This window comes from Acinetobacter sp. CIP 51.11, assembly GCF_000369665.1.
GTDB lineage: Bacteria > Pseudomonadota > Gammaproteobacteria > Pseudomonadales > Moraxellaceae > Acinetobacter > Acinetobacter lwoffii_S.
Genome location: NZ_KB850129.1, coordinates 1,488,476 through 1,505,797 on the forward strand (window position 1 = coordinate 1,488,476; position 17,322 = coordinate 1,505,797).

17 protein-coding genes are annotated in these 17,322 nt (G+C 42.9%); 5 read left to right on the forward strand and 12 right to left on the reverse strand.

Annotated features, from left to right (window positions below):
* Positions 1 to 7: 7 nt before the first annotated feature.
* The 3 genes from rbtA to cxpE all read right to left on the reverse strand — a co-directional run bounded on the left by rbtA (position 8) and on the right by cxpE (position 3,867).
* Positions 8 to 1,807: a rhombotarget A gene (rbtA, locus tag F894_RS10845; RefSeq protein ID WP_005247619.1), complete on the reverse strand. Its 1,800-nt coding sequence runs from the start codon at positions 1,805 to 1,807 to the stop codon at positions 8 to 10.
* Between the two features lie 120 nt (positions 1,808 to 1,927).
* Positions 1,928 to 2,632, reverse strand: coding sequence for a DnaA regulatory inactivator Hda (gene hda, locus F894_RS10850; protein WP_004645685.1), 705 nt, complete (start codon positions 2,630 to 2,632; stop codon positions 1,928 to 1,930).
* A 14-nt stretch (positions 2,633 to 2,646) separates the two neighbouring features.
* The gene (gene cxpE, locus F894_RS10855; protein WP_005247621.1) at positions 2,647 to 3,867 is read right to left on the reverse strand and encodes a chloramphenicol efflux transporter CxpE; all 1,221 of its coding nucleotides are present in this window, start codon (positions 3,865 to 3,867) and stop codon (positions 2,647 to 2,649) included.
* A 135-nt stretch (positions 3,868 to 4,002) separates the two neighbouring features.
* On the opposite strand from cxpE, the gene purM reads away from it, so the two are divergent.
* Positions 4,003 to 5,073: a phosphoribosylformylglycinamidine cyclo-ligase gene (purM, locus tag F894_RS10860; RefSeq protein WP_005247623.1), complete on the forward strand. Its 1,071-nt coding sequence runs from the start codon at positions 4,003 to 4,005 to the stop codon at positions 5,071 to 5,073.
* Between the two features lie 6 nt (positions 5,074 to 5,079).
* Complete coding sequence (gene purN, locus F894_RS10865) at positions 5,080 to 5,709, forward strand: phosphoribosylglycinamide formyltransferase (RefSeq protein WP_005247624.1); 630 nt, start codon at positions 5,080 to 5,082, stop codon at positions 5,707 to 5,709.
* 116 nt (positions 5,710 to 5,825) lie between these two features.
* Here purN and F894_RS10870 read toward each other — a convergent pair whose 3' ends face one another.
* The 3 genes from F894_RS10870 to sppA are packed head-to-tail and all read right to left on the reverse strand — an operon-like array spanning position 5,826 to position 8,001.
* On the reverse strand, positions 5,826 to 6,185 hold the full coding sequence (locus F894_RS10870) for a hypothetical protein (protein WP_005247626.1): 360 nt from the start codon (positions 6,183 to 6,185) through the stop codon (positions 5,826 to 5,828).
* Positions 6,186 to 6,187: 2 nt separating this feature from the next.
* Positions 6,188 to 6,982 carry an alpha/beta fold hydrolase gene (locus tag F894_RS10875; RefSeq protein WP_005247629.1) on the reverse strand — a complete coding sequence of 265 codons (795 nt, stop codon included), beginning with the start codon at positions 6,980 to 6,982 and terminating at the stop codon, positions 6,188 to 6,190.
* Positions 6,979 to 8,001: a signal peptide peptidase SppA gene (sppA, locus tag F894_RS10880; RefSeq protein ID WP_005247631.1), complete on the reverse strand. Its 1,023-nt coding sequence runs from the start codon at positions 7,999 to 8,001 to the stop codon at positions 6,979 to 6,981. The genes F894_RS10875 and sppA overlap by 4 nt, the downstream gene beginning before the upstream one ends.
* 125 nt (positions 8,002 to 8,126) lie before the next feature.
* Between sppA and F894_RS10885 the strand changes: the two genes are divergently transcribed.
* Positions 8,127 to 9,101, forward strand: a complete 975-nt coding sequence (locus F894_RS10885; protein ID WP_005247632.1) for a lysophospholipid acyltransferase family protein — start codon at positions 8,127 to 8,129, stop codon at positions 9,099 to 9,101.
* Here the strand turns inward: F894_RS10885 and F894_RS10890 are convergent.
* From F894_RS10890 to F894_RS10900, 3 genes are all read right to left on the reverse strand, one after another.
* Positions 9,090 to 11,552 (reverse strand): DNA internalization-related competence protein ComEC/Rec2, encoded by a 2,463-nt coding sequence (locus tag F894_RS10890; protein WP_005247634.1) that lies wholly within the window; start codon positions 11,550 to 11,552, stop codon positions 9,090 to 9,092. The genes F894_RS10885 and F894_RS10890 overlap by 12 nt on opposite strands.
* An 86-nt stretch (positions 11,553 to 11,638) precedes the next feature.
* Positions 11,639 to 12,322, reverse strand: a complete 684-nt coding sequence (gene lolD / locus F894_RS10895; RefSeq protein ID WP_004645694.1) for a lipoprotein-releasing ABC transporter ATP-binding protein LolD — start codon at positions 12,320 to 12,322, stop codon at positions 11,639 to 11,641.
* Entirely contained in the window at positions 12,315 to 13,550 is a 1,236-nt protein-coding gene (locus F894_RS10900) for a lipoprotein-releasing ABC transporter permease subunit (protein WP_004645695.1), read from the reverse strand. The genes lolD and F894_RS10900 overlap by 8 nt, the downstream gene beginning before the upstream one ends.
* 26 nt (positions 13,551 to 13,576) lie before the next feature.
* Here F894_RS10900 and F894_RS10905 point away from each other — a divergent pair, with 26 nt between their 5' ends.
* Entirely contained in the window at positions 13,577 to 14,140 is a 564-nt protein-coding gene (locus F894_RS10905) for a PilZ domain-containing protein (protein WP_004279140.1), read from the forward strand.
* Positions 14,141 to 14,149: 9 nt separating this feature from the next.
* On the opposite strand, the gene F894_RS10910 is transcribed toward F894_RS10905, so the two are convergent.
* Positions 14,150 to 15,064: a DMT family transporter gene (locus F894_RS10910; RefSeq protein WP_004645697.1), complete on the reverse strand. Its 915-nt coding sequence runs from the start codon at positions 15,062 to 15,064 to the stop codon at positions 14,150 to 14,152.
* Between the two features lie 21 nt (positions 15,065 to 15,085).
* A complete protein-coding gene (locus F894_RS10915) occupies positions 15,086 to 15,571 on the reverse strand; it encodes a YaiI/YqxD family protein (protein ID WP_171054293.1) in 486 nt (161 codons plus the stop codon).
* A 250-nt stretch (positions 15,572 to 15,821) separates the two neighbouring features.
* On the opposite strand from F894_RS10915, the gene F894_RS10920 reads away from it, so the two are divergent.
* Complete coding sequence (locus F894_RS10920) at positions 15,822 to 16,754, forward strand: hypothetical protein (RefSeq protein ID WP_005247636.1); 933 nt, start codon at positions 15,822 to 15,824, stop codon at positions 16,752 to 16,754.
* A 411-nt stretch (positions 16,755 to 17,165) separates the two neighbouring features.
* Here the strand turns inward: F894_RS10920 and F894_RS15375 are convergent, their stop codons facing one another.
* A complete protein-coding gene (locus F894_RS15375; protein ID WP_017397656.1) occupies positions 17,166 to 17,297 on the reverse strand; it encodes a hypothetical protein in 132 nt (43 codons plus the stop codon).
* Positions 17,298 to 17,322: the final 25 nt, after the last annotated feature.

The window sequence follows — 17,322 nt, forward strand, 5'->3', positions numbered from 1 at the left end:
TTTTTCCTTAATCTTTTAATCCACGGCGTAAACCTATTAATCCGAGTAAAATCAGTAGCCCACCACCACCCCATGAGCCGCCTGAAGTTTTGACTGCTTTGTCTTCCATTTCATTTTTTGGCTCCTGAACAATTTGAGTAGTAATAGTCAAATAAGGTTTACTTTTATTAAACCGTGTCGATGAGGTCACCACTTGTAGTTCGAAAATATCTGCTCCATGCCAGGTAGAATCCGGGGTATAAACGACATTGCCATGAATATCGATGATTGTTTTACCCTTGGAAGCTGTTTTGGTTTGTACAACTTTCAAACAGCCATCTTGCCAAGGCTCCCCCGTCGGATTCTGACCAACAATGGCATTACACTGTTCTTTTGGAATTAAATCACTATCTCCCAGATAAGATTCAATTGAAAACTTGGCAATTTCACCCTTTAACAGATCTTGTCCCACCAGACTGCCTGAGATTGGTATCGTGATTTCAACAGCACCACGATCACAAAACAGATTATCCATCAAACGGTTGATCCCGCGCTGATCTGCCGCTTCACATGCTACCGTTGGATTTGCTAAACTCAATCCTGTGCCTCTATTCACAATCGGTGATTCACTCACAAGGATATAGTTCAACAAAATTCGTGGGCGCATATAACCGAGAAATTGTCCTTTAGGAACGCTATATGGACAAAGTATGGCATTATTATTTTCTTGTAGGGTCTGACAAATACCTTCACTTTTATCTGAGGATTCAGCAAAAAGTCGTGTACCATTCCAGAACTGGTTCGGCGCGACGGCATCCCCTACACCACACGAGGCTGTCAGCAGATTATTTTGCGACACAGACTTATCACCAGTGATAATTTGGCAATCCTGTGTACCATTTCTTAAAATAATACTATTCGCTACATAAGCTCTTCCATACGGTGCATGGATATTTAAAGCAGTATTTTCATTGTCAACTATGGTGAGATTATTCAATCCCATCCCGTCCAGGACATTAATAAATACACCCTTATTTTTTAGTATCGTACTACTTAATACCTCCCCACTAATACCTTGATCTTTACTGGAGTCAGCAAACTGTCCCGCGCTATAAATATTGGTCGCGGAATTATCCAGTGTCTGATTATTTTTAAGTACACTTTGATAAATGAGGAAAGCAGGTAGCTCGCTATACAGGATCCCGCCTCGTTGGGCTTTATTATTTTCGATCAGACTATTTTTAATTTGTGCACGGCTTGTTAAGTTCTGACCAAACTTGCCAGCATTATAAATTGCCCCACCCAAGTTGGCAGCAGCATTAAATAGACGGTTATATTCTAGAATTAGCTGACCTTTATTATAAATTAGGCCACCTTGTTCAGCACAACTAGTTTTACCACAGCCTTCAAGATCCAGTTCTTTCAAATTTAACTGAACCAATGTATCTGTACTGTTGATCCGGAAAAGGTTATCAGTACCTTTCATTTGAATATGAGCATTATGCAAGCCTAATGCTTTTTCATCCGTACTGAATTCGCCATCACTTTCTGCGACCGCACGGATGGTAAGAGATTTTTTAATCGCGATATGCTGGTTCAACACATAGGTATTTTTTTCTTTTAAAATAATGGTACTGGATGAGTTCTCCCCACCACACCCCATAAAACCTGATTTAGCTAAGCCACGGTTAACATACTCAACAGCTTCTCGAAGTGAACATTCCTTGTCATCTTTTTCAATATCTTCTGTAGTGGTTACAATAATATCTGCACTATACGACTGCCCCGCTATACATAGCAAAGCTATGCCTATGCTCTTCTTGAGCATAACCTTCTCCTTAATTTTTATTTCTTTCTTTTTCTTCTAAAGTTGCAGAATCCTTGCAACAGCGAATTATTTTGCCTTACTGTGTCATAGACTGAGTAATTACTCAAGAATTTTTATATTTTACCGATATTCGTCAATCAAGGCATATATCTGCCGCAGATTAGCATTGCTGACTTTCAATTTTTCCCCTTTAAGCAATTGAATAATCTGCTCTAATCTTTGAAGCAGCACTGAAGTTTGATGTGGCCCATGGCTTAGTAAATAGTCAAAGATTTGAGGGTCTAAATGGATCCCACGACGATCGAGTACCGAGGAAACCAGCGCATAGCGATCAGCATACAAACTGCCACTCGGAACACGGGTACTGACCGCCTGCGTGAGACGGGATTGTAAATCTGGCAATTCGAGTTTGAGTTCGATAGGTGCAAAACGTGACGAAAACACCAACTGCCCACCACCTTCATTATTATAATTAATCAAGTGAAATACTGCGCGTTGCCAATGGGGTACGCCACTAATCGCTTCGATATCATCAAGTGCTACCAGATCAAAACGATCTAGAGAAGTAATCGCCTCAGTCGGTGCATCTAAAAGCTCAAGCAAAGATACCTGAATTGCAGATTTACCTACTTCCAGATAAGAGTCACAGATGGCAGACAACAAATGACTTTTACCTGTACCGGCTCCCCCATAGACATAAAATTGGTTGATCAGGCCTGCATGTAATTGACGGACAGCATCAATGACATGCCCCCAACCCGGCCCTGAAAAATCACTGATTCGGGCATCGAGCTGAGGTTCTATATCTAACTGCAATTGACGCATACGATTTTTTGGCCTTATGAGTCTTTACGATGTGGATCGTGAATTTTACTTGAGTTCTCCTCTGCTTGCAGCGGTTTTTTCTGTGGCTTTTTCATTTCAATATCAACATCTAAGTCTGCTGTTTCAATATTGATTGAACCGGTAGATGCATCTTGTATGATAACAGCCCGATCACCATAAAATGGCGTATTTTCATAATACTCACGGATATGCCGCAGCAGTACCACAATCACGGCTGCCACCGGTAAGGCAATCAGCATGCCCAAGAAACCGGCCAGTTGTGCACCTGCCAGAACTGCAAACACTACAGCTACAGGAGAAAGACCGATTTTATCACCTAGCAAGAACGGTTGCAGAATATAGCCTTCGACGGCCTGCCCGACCATAAAGACAATCCCGACCAATACCAGTTGCCACCAGTCGATTCCAAATTGGAAAAAGGTTGCAATGACTGCGGCAATAATTCCAACCGCAAAACCAAGATACGGAATGATACTGCACAATCCGGCAATCATCCCGATGATCAAGCCAATCTCTAGGCCAATCAGTTGCAGTCCCACTGCATAGACTACGCCTAGCAGAACCATGACCAGGAACTGACCTTTGACAAAGGCACCTAAAACACTATGACATTCACTCACAATAGTTAAGGTTGTTTTTTCATAAGGACGGGGAATCAGGCGGCGTAAGCTGTCCAGCATACGATCCCAATCCAGCAAGAAATAAAAGGCAATAATCGGAATCAGGACAATCGTGCCACCAATCTGGATAAAATTCAGACCAGATTGTGCCAGTTTCAGCAGCATTGCCTGAATACTGTCAGCACTATAATTGGTCTGGACATAGTCCATCACCACGGAGGAAATCTGATCGGTATCAATCTCCATCGGGACCAGATTAAAGCTATCGGAAAGCCAAGGTAGAAATGTGTAATTGATCCAGTGAATCCCGGCCGGAATGCTATCACGCGCATACATCAGCTGCTGCCAGACCAGTGGCACCAGATACCACATCACCAAGGTGACCACGACCCCAATCCCGATAAATACGATACTGATCGAGAGCCATCGAGCCAGCCCAATGCGGTGCAAAACATCGACCAGTGGGCTAAATAAATAAGCAATTAGAAAAGCTGCCACAAAAGGAACCACAACTGGTTTAAGCAGATATAAAACCCAAAGTATCAATGCTATACCAGCAAGTATAAGAATGCGCCGTAAAGTACGATCGACCATAGAATCTTGCCTTTTCTCTATTAATCATTCTAAAAATTAAAATATTTTAATAAAGATAGCATTTTAGGCCACAAATACCATAAGAGTTTTACATATTCAGGTTATAATCGCACCCGCGAATGCGGAGACTTCATTATGAGCAACTCAACTTCTACCCCAAACACTGGTTTAAGCTACAAAGATGCAGGTGTCGACATTGAGGCGGGCGACGCGTTAGTCGATCGTATCAAATCTGTCGCTAAGCGTACCTCACGTCCCGAAGTTATGGGCGGTCTAGGTGGCTTTGGTGCACTTTGTAAAATTCCTAAAGGTTATGAAGAACCTGTTCTCGTATCTGGCACAGATGGTGTTGGTACAAAATTACGTCTGGCACTGAATTTGAACCGTCATGACACAATTGGTCAAGACCTGGTTGCAATGTGCGTGAATGACCTTCTTGTCTGTGGTGCTGAACCACTGTTCTTCCTTGATTATTATGCAACTGGTCACTTAAATGTTGATGTTGCTGCAAATGTAGTCACTGGTATTGGCGCTGGTTGTGAACTTGCTGGCTGTGCATTAGTTGGCGGTGAAACTGCTGAAATGCCAGGCATGTATGAAGGCGAAGATTACGATCTTGCAGGTTTCTGTGTCGGTGTTGTTGAGCAAAGTAAAATTATTGATGGCTCTAAAGTCAAAGCGGGTGACGTTTTAATTGGTGTAGCTTCTTCAGGTGCGCACTCAAACGGCTACTCACTGCTTCGTAAAATCCTGGACGTGAAAAACGTTGACCTGAATCAAATCGTCGATGGCCGCCCACTTGCAGATGTTGCAATGGAACCAACACGCATTTATGTAAAACCAATTCTTGAACTGTTAAAACACGTTGATGTCCATGCGATGGCACACATCACCGGTGGTGGTTTACCAGGTAACTTGCCTCGCGTACTTCCAAACGGCGCTCAAGCGCTTGTGAATGAATCTTCTTGGGAATGGCCTGAGCTATTCAAACTTCTACAACGCGAAGGTGGTGTAGAACAGTTTGAAATGTACCGTACTTTCAACTGTGGTGTCGGCATGGTCGTTGTGGTTGATGCAGCAGATGCAGACAAAACTGTTGAATTACTTAACCAGCTTGGCGAAAAAGCATGGGCAATGGGTCAGATTCAAGACAATGCTGAATCGGTTGCAGGTGCAGACGAAAAAATTCGTGTGATCTTCGCGTAATTTCGCATGATTAAAATTGCTGTACTTGTTTCAGGTAGCGGATCAAATCTGCAAGCCTTGATTGATGCCAATCTTTCGGGGCAAATTGTGGGCGTGATTTCCAACAAGCCTGAAGCCTTTGCTTTAACGCGTGCACAGCACGCAGGCATTCAGACTGCAGTTATTGAACACAAGCAATATCCAAACCGAGAGGCTTTTGATGATGTGATGCATCAACAGCTTTTGGACTGGGATGTGGATCTGGTGGTACTTGCCGGCTTTATGCGAATTTTAAGTGAAAAATTTGTGAAAGCCTGGGAAGGAAAAATGTTAAATATTCACCCTTCCCTGTTGCCTTATTATAAAGGCATGCATACGCATCAGCGTGTACTCAATACCGGTGATGTTCTGCACGGTTGTACGGTGCATTATGTTACGGCTGAACTGGATGCAGGCCAAGCGCTTGCCCAAGGTGTTCTCAAGGTTTCTCATCATGATACGGTAGAAAGTTTGGCAACACGTGTGCATAGCCTCGAGCATGTGATCTATCCACAAGTCGTAGAATGGATTTGTAGCGGAACGATTCAACATACTAAAGATGGTGTGTTATATCGAAATGAGAAAATGCAAGCGCCTGTTCAATTCTGCAAGTTCTAAAAAAATTTAGATATAAAAAAACGCATCCTCGGATGCGTTTTTTATTTTTTAGAAAATACTATAATTTCAAAATCTTTTAGAACTTTTTGATTATCCTCAGACTCTTTTAGTAAATGTTATCTTATTTTGAATAAAACAGATCTGATAGTAATACTGTCTTCTTCCTGATAATTAAATAATTTACTTAGATCTTGAGCTATATCATCTGGCAGCCATAAAAAGCACTCAAAGGTCAGTCTGTTTAATTCTTCCCTTTCCAGAGGTCTTTCTATCCATAAGGCTAGTAATTTAGCTACTTGCTCAGCTTTACGACGAATTTCTATATTGTATTTGTACTCTTCCAATTTCATTGAATAATCATGTTTAATTGACTCAGTTAACCGAGTTAAAAACCAATTTTTGCACAACCATAAAACAAAAATAACTAGAAAAGCACTAAGACTAGATACACCTAAAAGAGCTATAAATTTTTCCATTCTTACCTTTGAATTAATTGTTTAATTAGTTCAACAGTTTCTTGCGGTCTCTCTAATGGAAACATATGCCCGCCATCGACTACGGTAAAAGGAATACCAAACTTCTTTTGCACTTGCTGCGGGAACTTGCGGGCCAGAAATGGACCTTTCTCGGCAACGACCAAATGCACAGGAATTTTTGGTTTTGCCTGAGGCAACCACCATAGCGACGGATTGGTTCTAAAGACTGCGACCTCATCCCTTTTAGGGATAGTGAGTTCTACTCCACCCCGGATGGGATCCTCCTGCAAGGCATGGTCAATATAAGCTTGGAAACAATCCGCATCAAAATCCTGATAAAAACCTTTAGGGCGCAGCAATTCAGCGGCTTGTTCACGTGAATCCCAATGGTCACGACGGCGTTTCGACAGACCTGCTGGAGACATTTTATCCAATGCTTTTAAGCGCAAAGTCTTTGCAATATGTAAGGCAAAGGCTTCTTTGCCCATAATCATGGGCGGGTCCAGCATGATCATTTGTGAAAACAGTTCCGGGCGCTGTAAAGCCGCCTGCAGAGTTAACACGGATCCCAAAGAATGCCCCAGACCAATGACGGGTCGCCCATGTGACTGACGTACAATACTGTCAATCACTTGCTGGGTCAGGCTTTTCCAGTGGTTATCAACCGGGTAACGCTTGTCTGGCCCTAAAAGCGGCACATAGATAATATCGTAATCATCTTGTAATCCATCAAACAGTTTTTGATAGACTTTGGATGGCACGCCATTGGCGTGCGCGAAATGAATCAGTGGTTTCATTGCAGTGTTGTACTATTTTCTGACTGAAGCTTTTGTGCAACCGAAGAAGCAATTCCATCCCCAATCGATGAACCCATACGACCCAAGACGGATTCAAATGGACTATATTCAATGGTGTAATTCAACGCTTTTTCAGTTTTAAGTTCACGTTTTAAAGTATTTAAACTGCCAATACGGTCTGCGATACCTAATTTCACCGCCTGATCACCGGTCCAGAACAAGCCAGAGAAAATGGCAGGGTCATTGGATTTCAACTTAGCCCCACGCCCCTGTTTCACTGCATTAATAAAGTGACCATGCACATTATCCAGCACACCCTGTACATGAGCTTTTTGGGCAAGATCAACTGGCTGAGTCATCGACAGCAAAGCTTTATTTTCGCCTGAGGTCATGGTGCGATCTTCGACACCTAATTTTTGCAATAGATTAGTCACGCCATAATTCGGCATGATCACCCCAATTGAACCGACCAGGCTCGATGGATTGACAATAATTTCATCCGCAGCTGAAGCAATATAATAAGCGCCTGAAGCCCCCGTATCGCCAATCACGGCATACAGTTTTTTCCCAGGATGCTGTTTTTTCAGATACTGAATTTCCTGCCAGATTTCATCCGACTGTACCGGTGAACCGCCAGGTGAGTTGATATTCAGCACCACTGCTTTACTTTGTTTATTTTCAAAGGCTTTTTTCAATGATTTGATGGTATTGCTACTGTTGACGCTCTGCTTGTCGGCTGCAATTGTACCCACAATATCCACGACTGCGATATGCGAACCCGCAGCAGCGCTAGCATCTGAAGAAACTGAACTACAGCTTTTGCCTAGCGCCAGAATGACGACAAGCAGATAAGCAAAAGTCAGAAATTTAAAGAAAATTCCCCAACGGCGCGCACGGCGCTGCTCTTCCACAGAAGCTAAAACTGCTTTTTCCAGCAGTTTCCATTCCGGACCAGTCGGTTGAACTGGCTGTTGCGTATTTTGTATTTGATTTTCAGGTTTTGGTGGCCAATCGGACATAAATAATCCAATAAATTGATTTATATTGAATCCATTATATACACTGAATCGGGTAATTCTGTCTAAACAAAACGTTTTCGCCTATAATAAATTTTGTTCTCTTTTTTTGTACTTAGACGAAATCAATGACGAAACAGGGCTCACGGAATTCAGCTTACGGATTACTCAAATACATTAGCCGCCAACCGCTTCCGGTTTCTCGCTGGATGGCCCGTATTCTGGCCTTTATTGTGAACAGCTTTAAAGTCACTAAAACTTCGGAAGTTATTCGTCTCAACCTTGAAATCAGTCTTTCTGAACTGTCCGGCCAGGAACGTGAACAGATTAACCATGCTGCGGTTCGCAATGAATTAATGTCATATTTCGAGTTCTTTACTATTTGGGGCTCAAGCAATCAGAAAAATCTTAAACGCGTTCATCGCGTCATTGGCGAAGATCTACTTCATGATGCCCTTGCACAAAATAAAGGTCTGGTTTTAATTGTGCCGCATTTTGGTACCTGGGAAATTATGAATGCCTATATTGCCCAGTTCACTTCAATGACCATTATGTATAAACCTGTGAAAAATCAGGCTGCAGATCAATTTGTACGGGCTGCCCGTAGCCGGGAACAGGCGCATCTGGTACCGACCGATGAATCTGGCGTCCGTCAGATTTTTAAGGCCTTAAAACAAGGCGGCACTACGGTCATCCTGCCGGATCATACCCCGAATATCGGTGGTGAATATATTCCCTATTTCGGCGTGCCTTTGGCCACCAGTAATTTGAGTGCCAAGCTGATTCAAAAGACCAAAGCGCGTGCCCTGTTTTTATATGCTCTACGTAATACTGAAGATGGATTCGATATTTTTATCGAAACGGTCGATGAAAAAATTTATAGTGGCAATGCTAATCAAGGCACGCAAGTCATTATCAATAGTATTGAAAATTTAATTCGTCGCCATCCGGAACATTATCATTGGAGCTATAAACGCTTTAATGCGCATCAAGACTTGGGAAATCTCTATAAGCTTGAACATGAACAAGCCTTGGGCAAAGTAAATGCATTAAGAACTCAAGAACTACATGAAGTTTCGTCCATACTGGAATCAGTGACTTAAAGGCTGACGATACAACCACTGCCATTCATGTCGTTCGGCAGAAAGCACCAGTTCTGAGCCTTGTTGCTGGAAGTGCACACTCCCCTGTTCTGCCGTGGTCAATAAGGGAATATTAAGAGCTTTTAACCGTTGCTGCGTCAGTTGGCTCGGGTGGCCATAACGATTAAATTTCCCAGCCGAGGCAATCGCCAGTTTAGGCTGCAAAACTTCTAAAAATTGATAGGCTGAACTGTGCTGACTGCCATGATGGCCGAGTACCAGCACATCGACCTGAAGTTCGGGATAGTCTTGGAGCAGTTGATATTCAGTCTCCCAGCCCGCATCGCCCATCAGTAAAAAGTTTTGATACGGTCCGGCATTTTTAACTTGCAGATATATCACGCACGACCGGTCATTTTTATTGAAGTTTGGCGTATTTAACTGCTGCTGCCGAGGTGCCAGAATTTTAAAGTTAATCGTCTCAGACCATTGCCATTGCTGTCCTGCATAACAAAACTGAAAGCTTGAAGAAGCAGCTGTTTCAGGCATCTGATTGGATGACACTTGTCGGATGTTTAGTTGATCTTTAATGCTGTGATATGCACCGCTATGATCCTGATCCATATGGGTCAAAATCAGTTGATCCAGTTCTCCAACACCTTGCACAGACAAAAACGGCATAATCACTTGCCGACCAATACTGAATTTTTCTTCATCATAATAGCCGCCCATATCAATCATCATGCTCTTTTGCCCATCCCGAATGAAAATGGCCTGTCCCTGCCCGACATCCAGAACAGACAGCTGAAATGCATGCTGATTAATTTGAGGAATGCACAGCGGTACACAGGCAAGTGCTGTCCAACTTTTGGGTACTAAGCCCCGTGGTAAAAAGACAATTAACAAGCCCAAAATACATAGAGCAATCATCCAGACATTCATAGCCACCGGAATCAATTGGGGCGCAAACAGCTGATCAAGCAGATTCAAAAATGCCAGCAGTATATGAATAAAAATATCATTGAGCTGAAACAGCAGACTCGAAAGTGGTTCAGAAATGAAAAATAATAAAGCCGCCAGAATATCTACGGGAACTATTAGCAGGCCAATCCACGGGATGGCTACTAGGTTGCTTAGCGGGGTAATACAAGCCACCTGCTTAAAAAACAGCATCATTAAGGGAAACAAGGCCAGAAAAATTTTCCACTGCGACTCCACTAAAACTTTCATTGCAAAATACAGACGTTGTAATGCTGTTTGTATTGTTTGATTCGGTTGCTGCTGAATGGTTTGATAGATTCGCAGCAAGACAAAACAAGCCCCATAAGACAACCAGAATGCGGCCGACAAAATACTAAAAGGATCAAAGAGCAACAATAAGGCAGCACTTAAAATCAGCAATTTTAATGGCTGCACACTTTGCCTGAGCAGCAGGGTGAAAGTCACAATCACACAAATCAGTAAAGTGCGTAGCGCCGGAATCTCAAAACCGACAAAGGCACAATACAGTAATACACATAACAAAAAAGGCAGACTCAAAAAATACTGCCTTGGCCATTTCAGATAAATCTGCGGTGCGTACCTTGAAATCAGATATTGCAAGGTGCCACAGACGATAAAGGCAAAGATCAGCACATGTGGTCCGGAAATCGCCAGTAAATGGCTCATGCCAAAACGCTGGAATTTCTGCTCAGTTGATTGATCCAACAAACTTTCATCACCACTTAATAGAGCCAGTAACAAGCCTTTCTGCTGTACGGGTTGTCTGGCCACAAACTCTCTTAAGGCCAGTCGCTGCTGTTCTACCCAAAGCAAAAATCGCTGATTCAAATTTTTCTGCTGACGTAAATGTTGAGCATGACCTAGTGCATAGAGTTGTTGCAGTTGCAACTCTCGGATATGTTTAATCCTAAATCCGGCCATAACATTTTGCTGCAATGCCCACTTTTCTGCATCAAAAGCACCCGGTGCGGCATAACTATGGTTAGGTCGAATCTGGCCTTGTAATAAATAATAGTGTCCCAGTTCAAGAGTCTGCTGTTTGGTTTCATCATTTACCAATCTGGATGTAGCAGGATCTGAGATTGGCAGAAAACCCATCCACTTAACTGTAGTGCCATCAGGGTTAAGCACATGTAAGGCTTGCTGGATATTCTGATCGCCCAGTTTATTCAGCTCTTTAATATACACCACGATTTCTTTTTCAAAGACCTCGTGCTCTCGCTTGGATAAACGTTCAGCCAATTGCAGATTGGCATAAGCGTGGCCTAAAAACAGTCCTAAAAGCAGGCCGGACCCAGTGATCAACAGGCTTCGCAGCGGTGTATTCGAAATGAACTTTAATTTATGGCAACCCATATACCACAACAGCGCAACGATCAAAACTACCGTCCCGCTCAGTTGAACAGACAGGAAACTTTTCCCCATACAGGCAAGGCCTAAAATCCAGCCGATACACAGCCACTGCAACATTGAATCTTGTTCTATCTTGTTATTATTTTGCCCAATAATAAAGCCCACCGGAGTGAGCTTCAATCAAATGCTAATATTCTCGTTATTTATGGTTCAATCCAGAGACCATCCTGCATATGTAAAATCCGATCTGCTGCATGGGCCAGCTGTTCATCGTGCGTCACTATCAGCATCGCCATATTGAACTCACGTTGTAATTCGGTCAGCAGTTCAAAAATCTTTGCTGCAGTCTTGCGATCCAGATTTCCGGTCGGTTCATCGGCCATCATCAGTTTAGGTTTACCGACCACTGCACGCGCCAAAGCTACACGCTGACGCTCACCTCCGGATAATTCACCCGGCTTGTGAGTCAGACGATGCGAAAGACCAACACGTTCCAGCAAATATTCGGCCTGCTGTTTGGCTTCCTTAAACTTCATGTTGTCGCGTAACATCAGCGGCATAGCCACATTTTCCAGTGCCGTAAATTCTGGCAACAGGTGATGAAACTGATAAACAAAGCCCAAATGCTCATTCCGCACATAACCGCGTTCTGCTTCAGACAAGGTATCAAAACGGCGGCCATTCACCATGACCTGACCTGACGTCGGGCGATCCAATCCACCCAAAACATGTAATAAGGTACTTTTGCCTGAACCACTTGAACCTACAATCGAAACAAACTCACCTGCTTTTACCTGTAGCGACAAGCCGCGAATCACATCGACAGTGGCCTTGCCATCGGTAAAGGATTTGTGAATATTCTGGGCATCTAAAATCAGATTACTCATAACGCAAAGCCTCTGCCGGTTGAATTTTTGCTGCACGTAAAGCCGGATAAATTGTCGCGACAAAACTGAGTGCCAGTGACAAGCCTACAATCACCAAGACATCCTGCCAGCGCAGATACGAAGGTAAGTAGTTAATAAAATAGGCATCAAACATATTCAGGCCTAAAGTATTGTTGAGCCAGCCAATAAAGCTACTGATACTGGTTGCCGCAATAATCCCGAGGATGGCCCCTGCACAAGTTCCAATCACCCCAATCACGGTACCTTGCACCATAAAGATTTTGGTAATGGTGGCAGGTGAAGCCCCCAAAGTCCTTAAAATGGCAATGTCCGATTTTTTATCCGTCACCACCATCACCAGTGAAGACACAATATTAAATGCCGCGACTAGAACGATCAGGAATAAAAGCAGGCTGACCATGGCTTTTTCCATCTGAATCGCGCTGAACAGATTACCATGGGTATAAGTCCAGTCCGAAGCATAGAAATTCCCCGGCAAATCACGCACAATTTCCTGAGACACTTGTGGTGCCAGGAAAATATCATCCAGCTTCATACGCACACCCTGCGCACCATCCGGTAGACGCAGCAAGGTCGAGGCATCATTTAAAGCGATATAACCCATCATCGAGTCAACTTCAGCACCAATACTGAAGATTCCCACCACTTTAAAACGCTTGAAACGCGGGACGACACCAGCTGGTGATGGGGTGGCTTCTGGCAAAACCAGAGTAATATTGTCATTTAAACCCACACCCATGGCATCGGTCATTTGCTTGCCCAAAACAATACCAAATTCACCTTTTTTCAGGCTGTCGATACTGCCCTCAACCATATGGTTTTGTATAATTGAAACTTTTTTCTCATACTCGGGTTCAATCCCGCTGACCATAATGCCGGCGACCTGACCCTGTGCGGTCAGCATGCCTTGTAATTGAGTAAAAGGTGCGACTCCCTGAACATGCTCATGCCCTTCAATTTGCTTTGCAAGTTCTGGCCAATTTGTTAAAATTTGTGTTGAGGAAACAGTCGCTTGAGGTATCATTCCTAAGACACGATTCTTTAACTCTCGGTCAAAACCGTTCATCACAGACAACACTGTAATGAGGACTGCCACACCGAGTGTGAGGCCGATCATTGAGACCAACGCGATAAAAGAAATGAAGTGGTTACTACGCCGTGCGCGAGTATATTTCAACCCTATATACAGCGAGATTGGTTTGAACATAACCATCTAGTCCGAGGTAATAAATTATGGAAAATGTACAGCATCCAAACGGATTTACGGAAAGACGCGTCATGTCTCGAATCGATGCTGCCTTACGAATTAATTATCAGATTATTTCCGATGATGTTGCCTTGAATGATCCTTACGATCCTAACTTCGTCTTGCCCCGCTATTTTCTACTACTTGCAGAACTAGATCAATTTGATCATGCGGTTAACTACGAATTAGAACAATTATCTGAAAAAGATCAACAAATTGCTCGAATCTTATCCTTATTTAATCAAAAGTTAAACCTTATTACCGGTTCTTTGTATGACGCAATTGTACAAAGCATGTTACCTGTGCCAGAGCAAGTGAACTTTTCAGAAACCGGTTTTAGTTTCTTTAATGAGCGCCCTATCGCTGAAGGCACCTATCTGCACGTGACTTTGAGTCATCCGGAAAATTTCTTCCATATTGCAGCAACCGCTCAGGTGGCCTACAGTCGCGAAGAAGAAAATGGCAAATATCGGACTGGTGCATATTTTATTACCATGCATCCCCAAGACCGTGTCAAACTGGGTGAATGCGTCAAGGCTCACTTTGTTTAAATTACTGCTTTAGTCAGTGCTGCTGGGTGATGAAAGGCGAGCGTTATAGCTCGCTTTAATTTCTCTGGAAAAATATAACAACAAACCAGCCAGTAAGATAACGACGCCAAAGACTGCTCCACCCGATAATTTTTCATCATTCAGAATCACCCCGACAAATAAGGCCAGCATCGGCGTCAATACGGTGGTCAATGACAAAGTGGTCGCCTTGATTTTCTGCACCAGTTTAAAATAACAGAACATCGCAATCAGGGAAGCCATGATTACAGCATAACTGAGTCCAATCAGCGATTTTGCCTGTGGGATCTGGGTTGGTGCAAATTGCCAGATAAATGGCAACATGGTACAGGCCATGACCGCTGAAACAGCAATAGAACCAGCCGCTTGTGCCATAGGTTCGAGAGGTGCATTAACTTTTTTCACCCAGAACATCGAAACACAGTAAATAAAAACACTGAGCAACATCAGGCCTATGCCAATCGGCTGAATATGCTGATCTTTGCCACCGACACAGATAATGCCCAGACCCAGCAAGGCAATCGCCATACCACCCCACTGCGAAGGATAGAGCTTAAGCTGAAATACAAAACGGCCAATTAAACCGGTAATAATCGGCGCCAGTCCGAACATCAGGGCAATAATGCCTGAACTCAGATAATCCGTGGCCAGATAAGTGAAAATCTGTGAGCCGATAAAACTGCATGCACCAGCCAGGTAACTGTGCATGGATAATTTATCTAAGGGAAAACGGGTTTTAAATAGCCACAACAAGGCAAATGCAAAAGGCAAAGCCAGAAAGAAGCGCAATGCCAGGGCCCAGAGCGGATGCAAATCCGTCACACTCCAGACGATAGCCAGCGGTGTCGTCGCCCAGATAAAAACCAATAAAAGATAGGTGGCAATCATATTGGTTTGTGTGGGCATGCGAGTCACTCTGAATAAGGCTTAAAGCGCGGAAGTTTTACGTTTTTGTTTTTGGATGGTCTGATCGAGTGCACTGGAAAATTCGCGTTTATCCCGCTCTGAAATCGGTGGCGGACCGCCCGTTTGCACGCCAGCTCCGCGTAGGCTGTCCATAAAATCGCGCAGGTGTAAGCGCGCTTTCACATTGGCCGTAGTATAAATTTCACCACGGGGATGAATCGCAATACCGCCTTTTTCAATCACTTCCGCAGCCAAGGGAATATCTTGGGTCATGACAATATCATGCTCTTTCATGCGCAGAATAATTTCTTTATCTGCCGCATCCGCCCCACTCATCACCTGAATTGAATTAATTCTGACCGAAGGTGTGATTCCGACTGGCTGATTGGCAACAAAAGTGACTTCCAGCTGATAGCGATCCGAAGCACGAATAATCACATCTCGCAGCATACGGGGCAATGCATCGGCATCGACCCAAAGTTTGAATGGCAACACAGGGCTTCCCATTAAGGTATAAATCATGGTTATTCTAGCAAATTGCAGTGATCAGGTTGATGATTAAATCGCTCCATTTTCATTGCATCTGTCATCAATATTTTAAAAAGTATGTGCCCGGTAAAACTGGCATGATTCACGCGAGAAAAAAAATTGACTTCATTTGACTGGCATTTTAATTTTAAAATTCATTCGATTGACTTGAAAAATCGCAATGACCCTCGATTAACTATAAATACATCATCCAAGATCAATTGTGCATATGAAAAATCAGAATAGCCCAGAGATCATCACCATTGATGATCAAAATTTCGGTAGTCATGTCGAACATTGGACCTTGCTCACCGACAACCCTGGCACAGATGTTCCACAGTGGTTAGGCAAAGCTCTTGATGAACCAATCATGCCGATGGGCCTTTGTACACAAGAATGTGATATGGATGCAGAGACCTGGCTGATTCAGGGACCGAGCAAAGCTGCGGTACAGTTGAGTCAAGTGATTGCCGTCGAAAACAACAAACCTCAAGCAGTAAAAACTGCATTTCCGTGCTTTGACAGTCCTTATCAGGTGAAAGCCACGATTGACCGGATTATTAGCTGTAAATCCAATACTCAGGCTGTATTGCGCCTGAATCTGGGTGCTAATAATATTATTTACGCTTTCGATAACCTGTATAGCGTCAATCATCCGCATTATGAAAAAGACCAGTCCTATGTGGTGAATCTGAATGGCTGGGCCTATGAACTTGAAGCGGTCGCAGATCATGAGCATCTGGTGGTTGATGATCCGGCTTCGATCAAGCACCACCGTGCCTTGAATGATATTCTGGCTGCCAATAATGGTGTAGCACCGGATAATTTGCAGGAACAGATTGATGCCTGGCAGCCGCAGTGCGAAGAAGATAAAGAACCTGTAACCGTAGATTTTTCTAAAATGGTGGCTTATCTATACGGCGAAACCATGGGTCAGGAAGATGAAGCCTGGTTCCAGGGCAATATTGTCGGTAAAACGACTATGCAGTTTATGGGTCAGGACTATACCCTGTATGATGTCACCCTCATTCATGATGAAGGCCAGCCTGCGACCTTGATCCGGATTGCAACGCGGAATGACCAGTACAGAGACTTCCAGATTGGCCAGTATATTCGTGGCAACTTGTGGATTCAGGCCAATATTTATAGAAAAGCGGCCTAAGTTCAAACAGAAAAAGAAGATATTCATTTTGATGGGTATCTTCTTTTAATCCATCTATATCCTTATTTGTCATTTTAATTTTTGATTATTTTTTATACATATTTTCTGGCTTAATAATCTATTTAAATTCATTAAAAACCGAGTTATCCACATTTTTAAATTCAAATAAATTCATTTTAAATATTTAAAATAACCCTAAAAACCTTGTAAAAATAAGCGATTGATTTCTCATATAAATAATCTGTTGTCATACAAATCTAATATTTAAATAAAAATGAAAATTTATGCTCTTTAATTAAAAATGTACTTTATTTAATCAATTTTTTATGATAAAAATACTCACAACAAATTAGTATTAACGATAAATAGATCGGACAATAAATATCTATGAAAATCGTGCAAGAAGAAACATTACAACAGGTCGAGCATCATCTTAGCTCCCGCTATAATATTGATATGATGTCCTGCCTTTTTTTCATGTTGGGGATGCTGATCTGCGGATTCATCCTGCATACTTTTATTTTCTAAAATTATTGTACTCATAAAAAAAACCCAGCCTGTGCTGGGT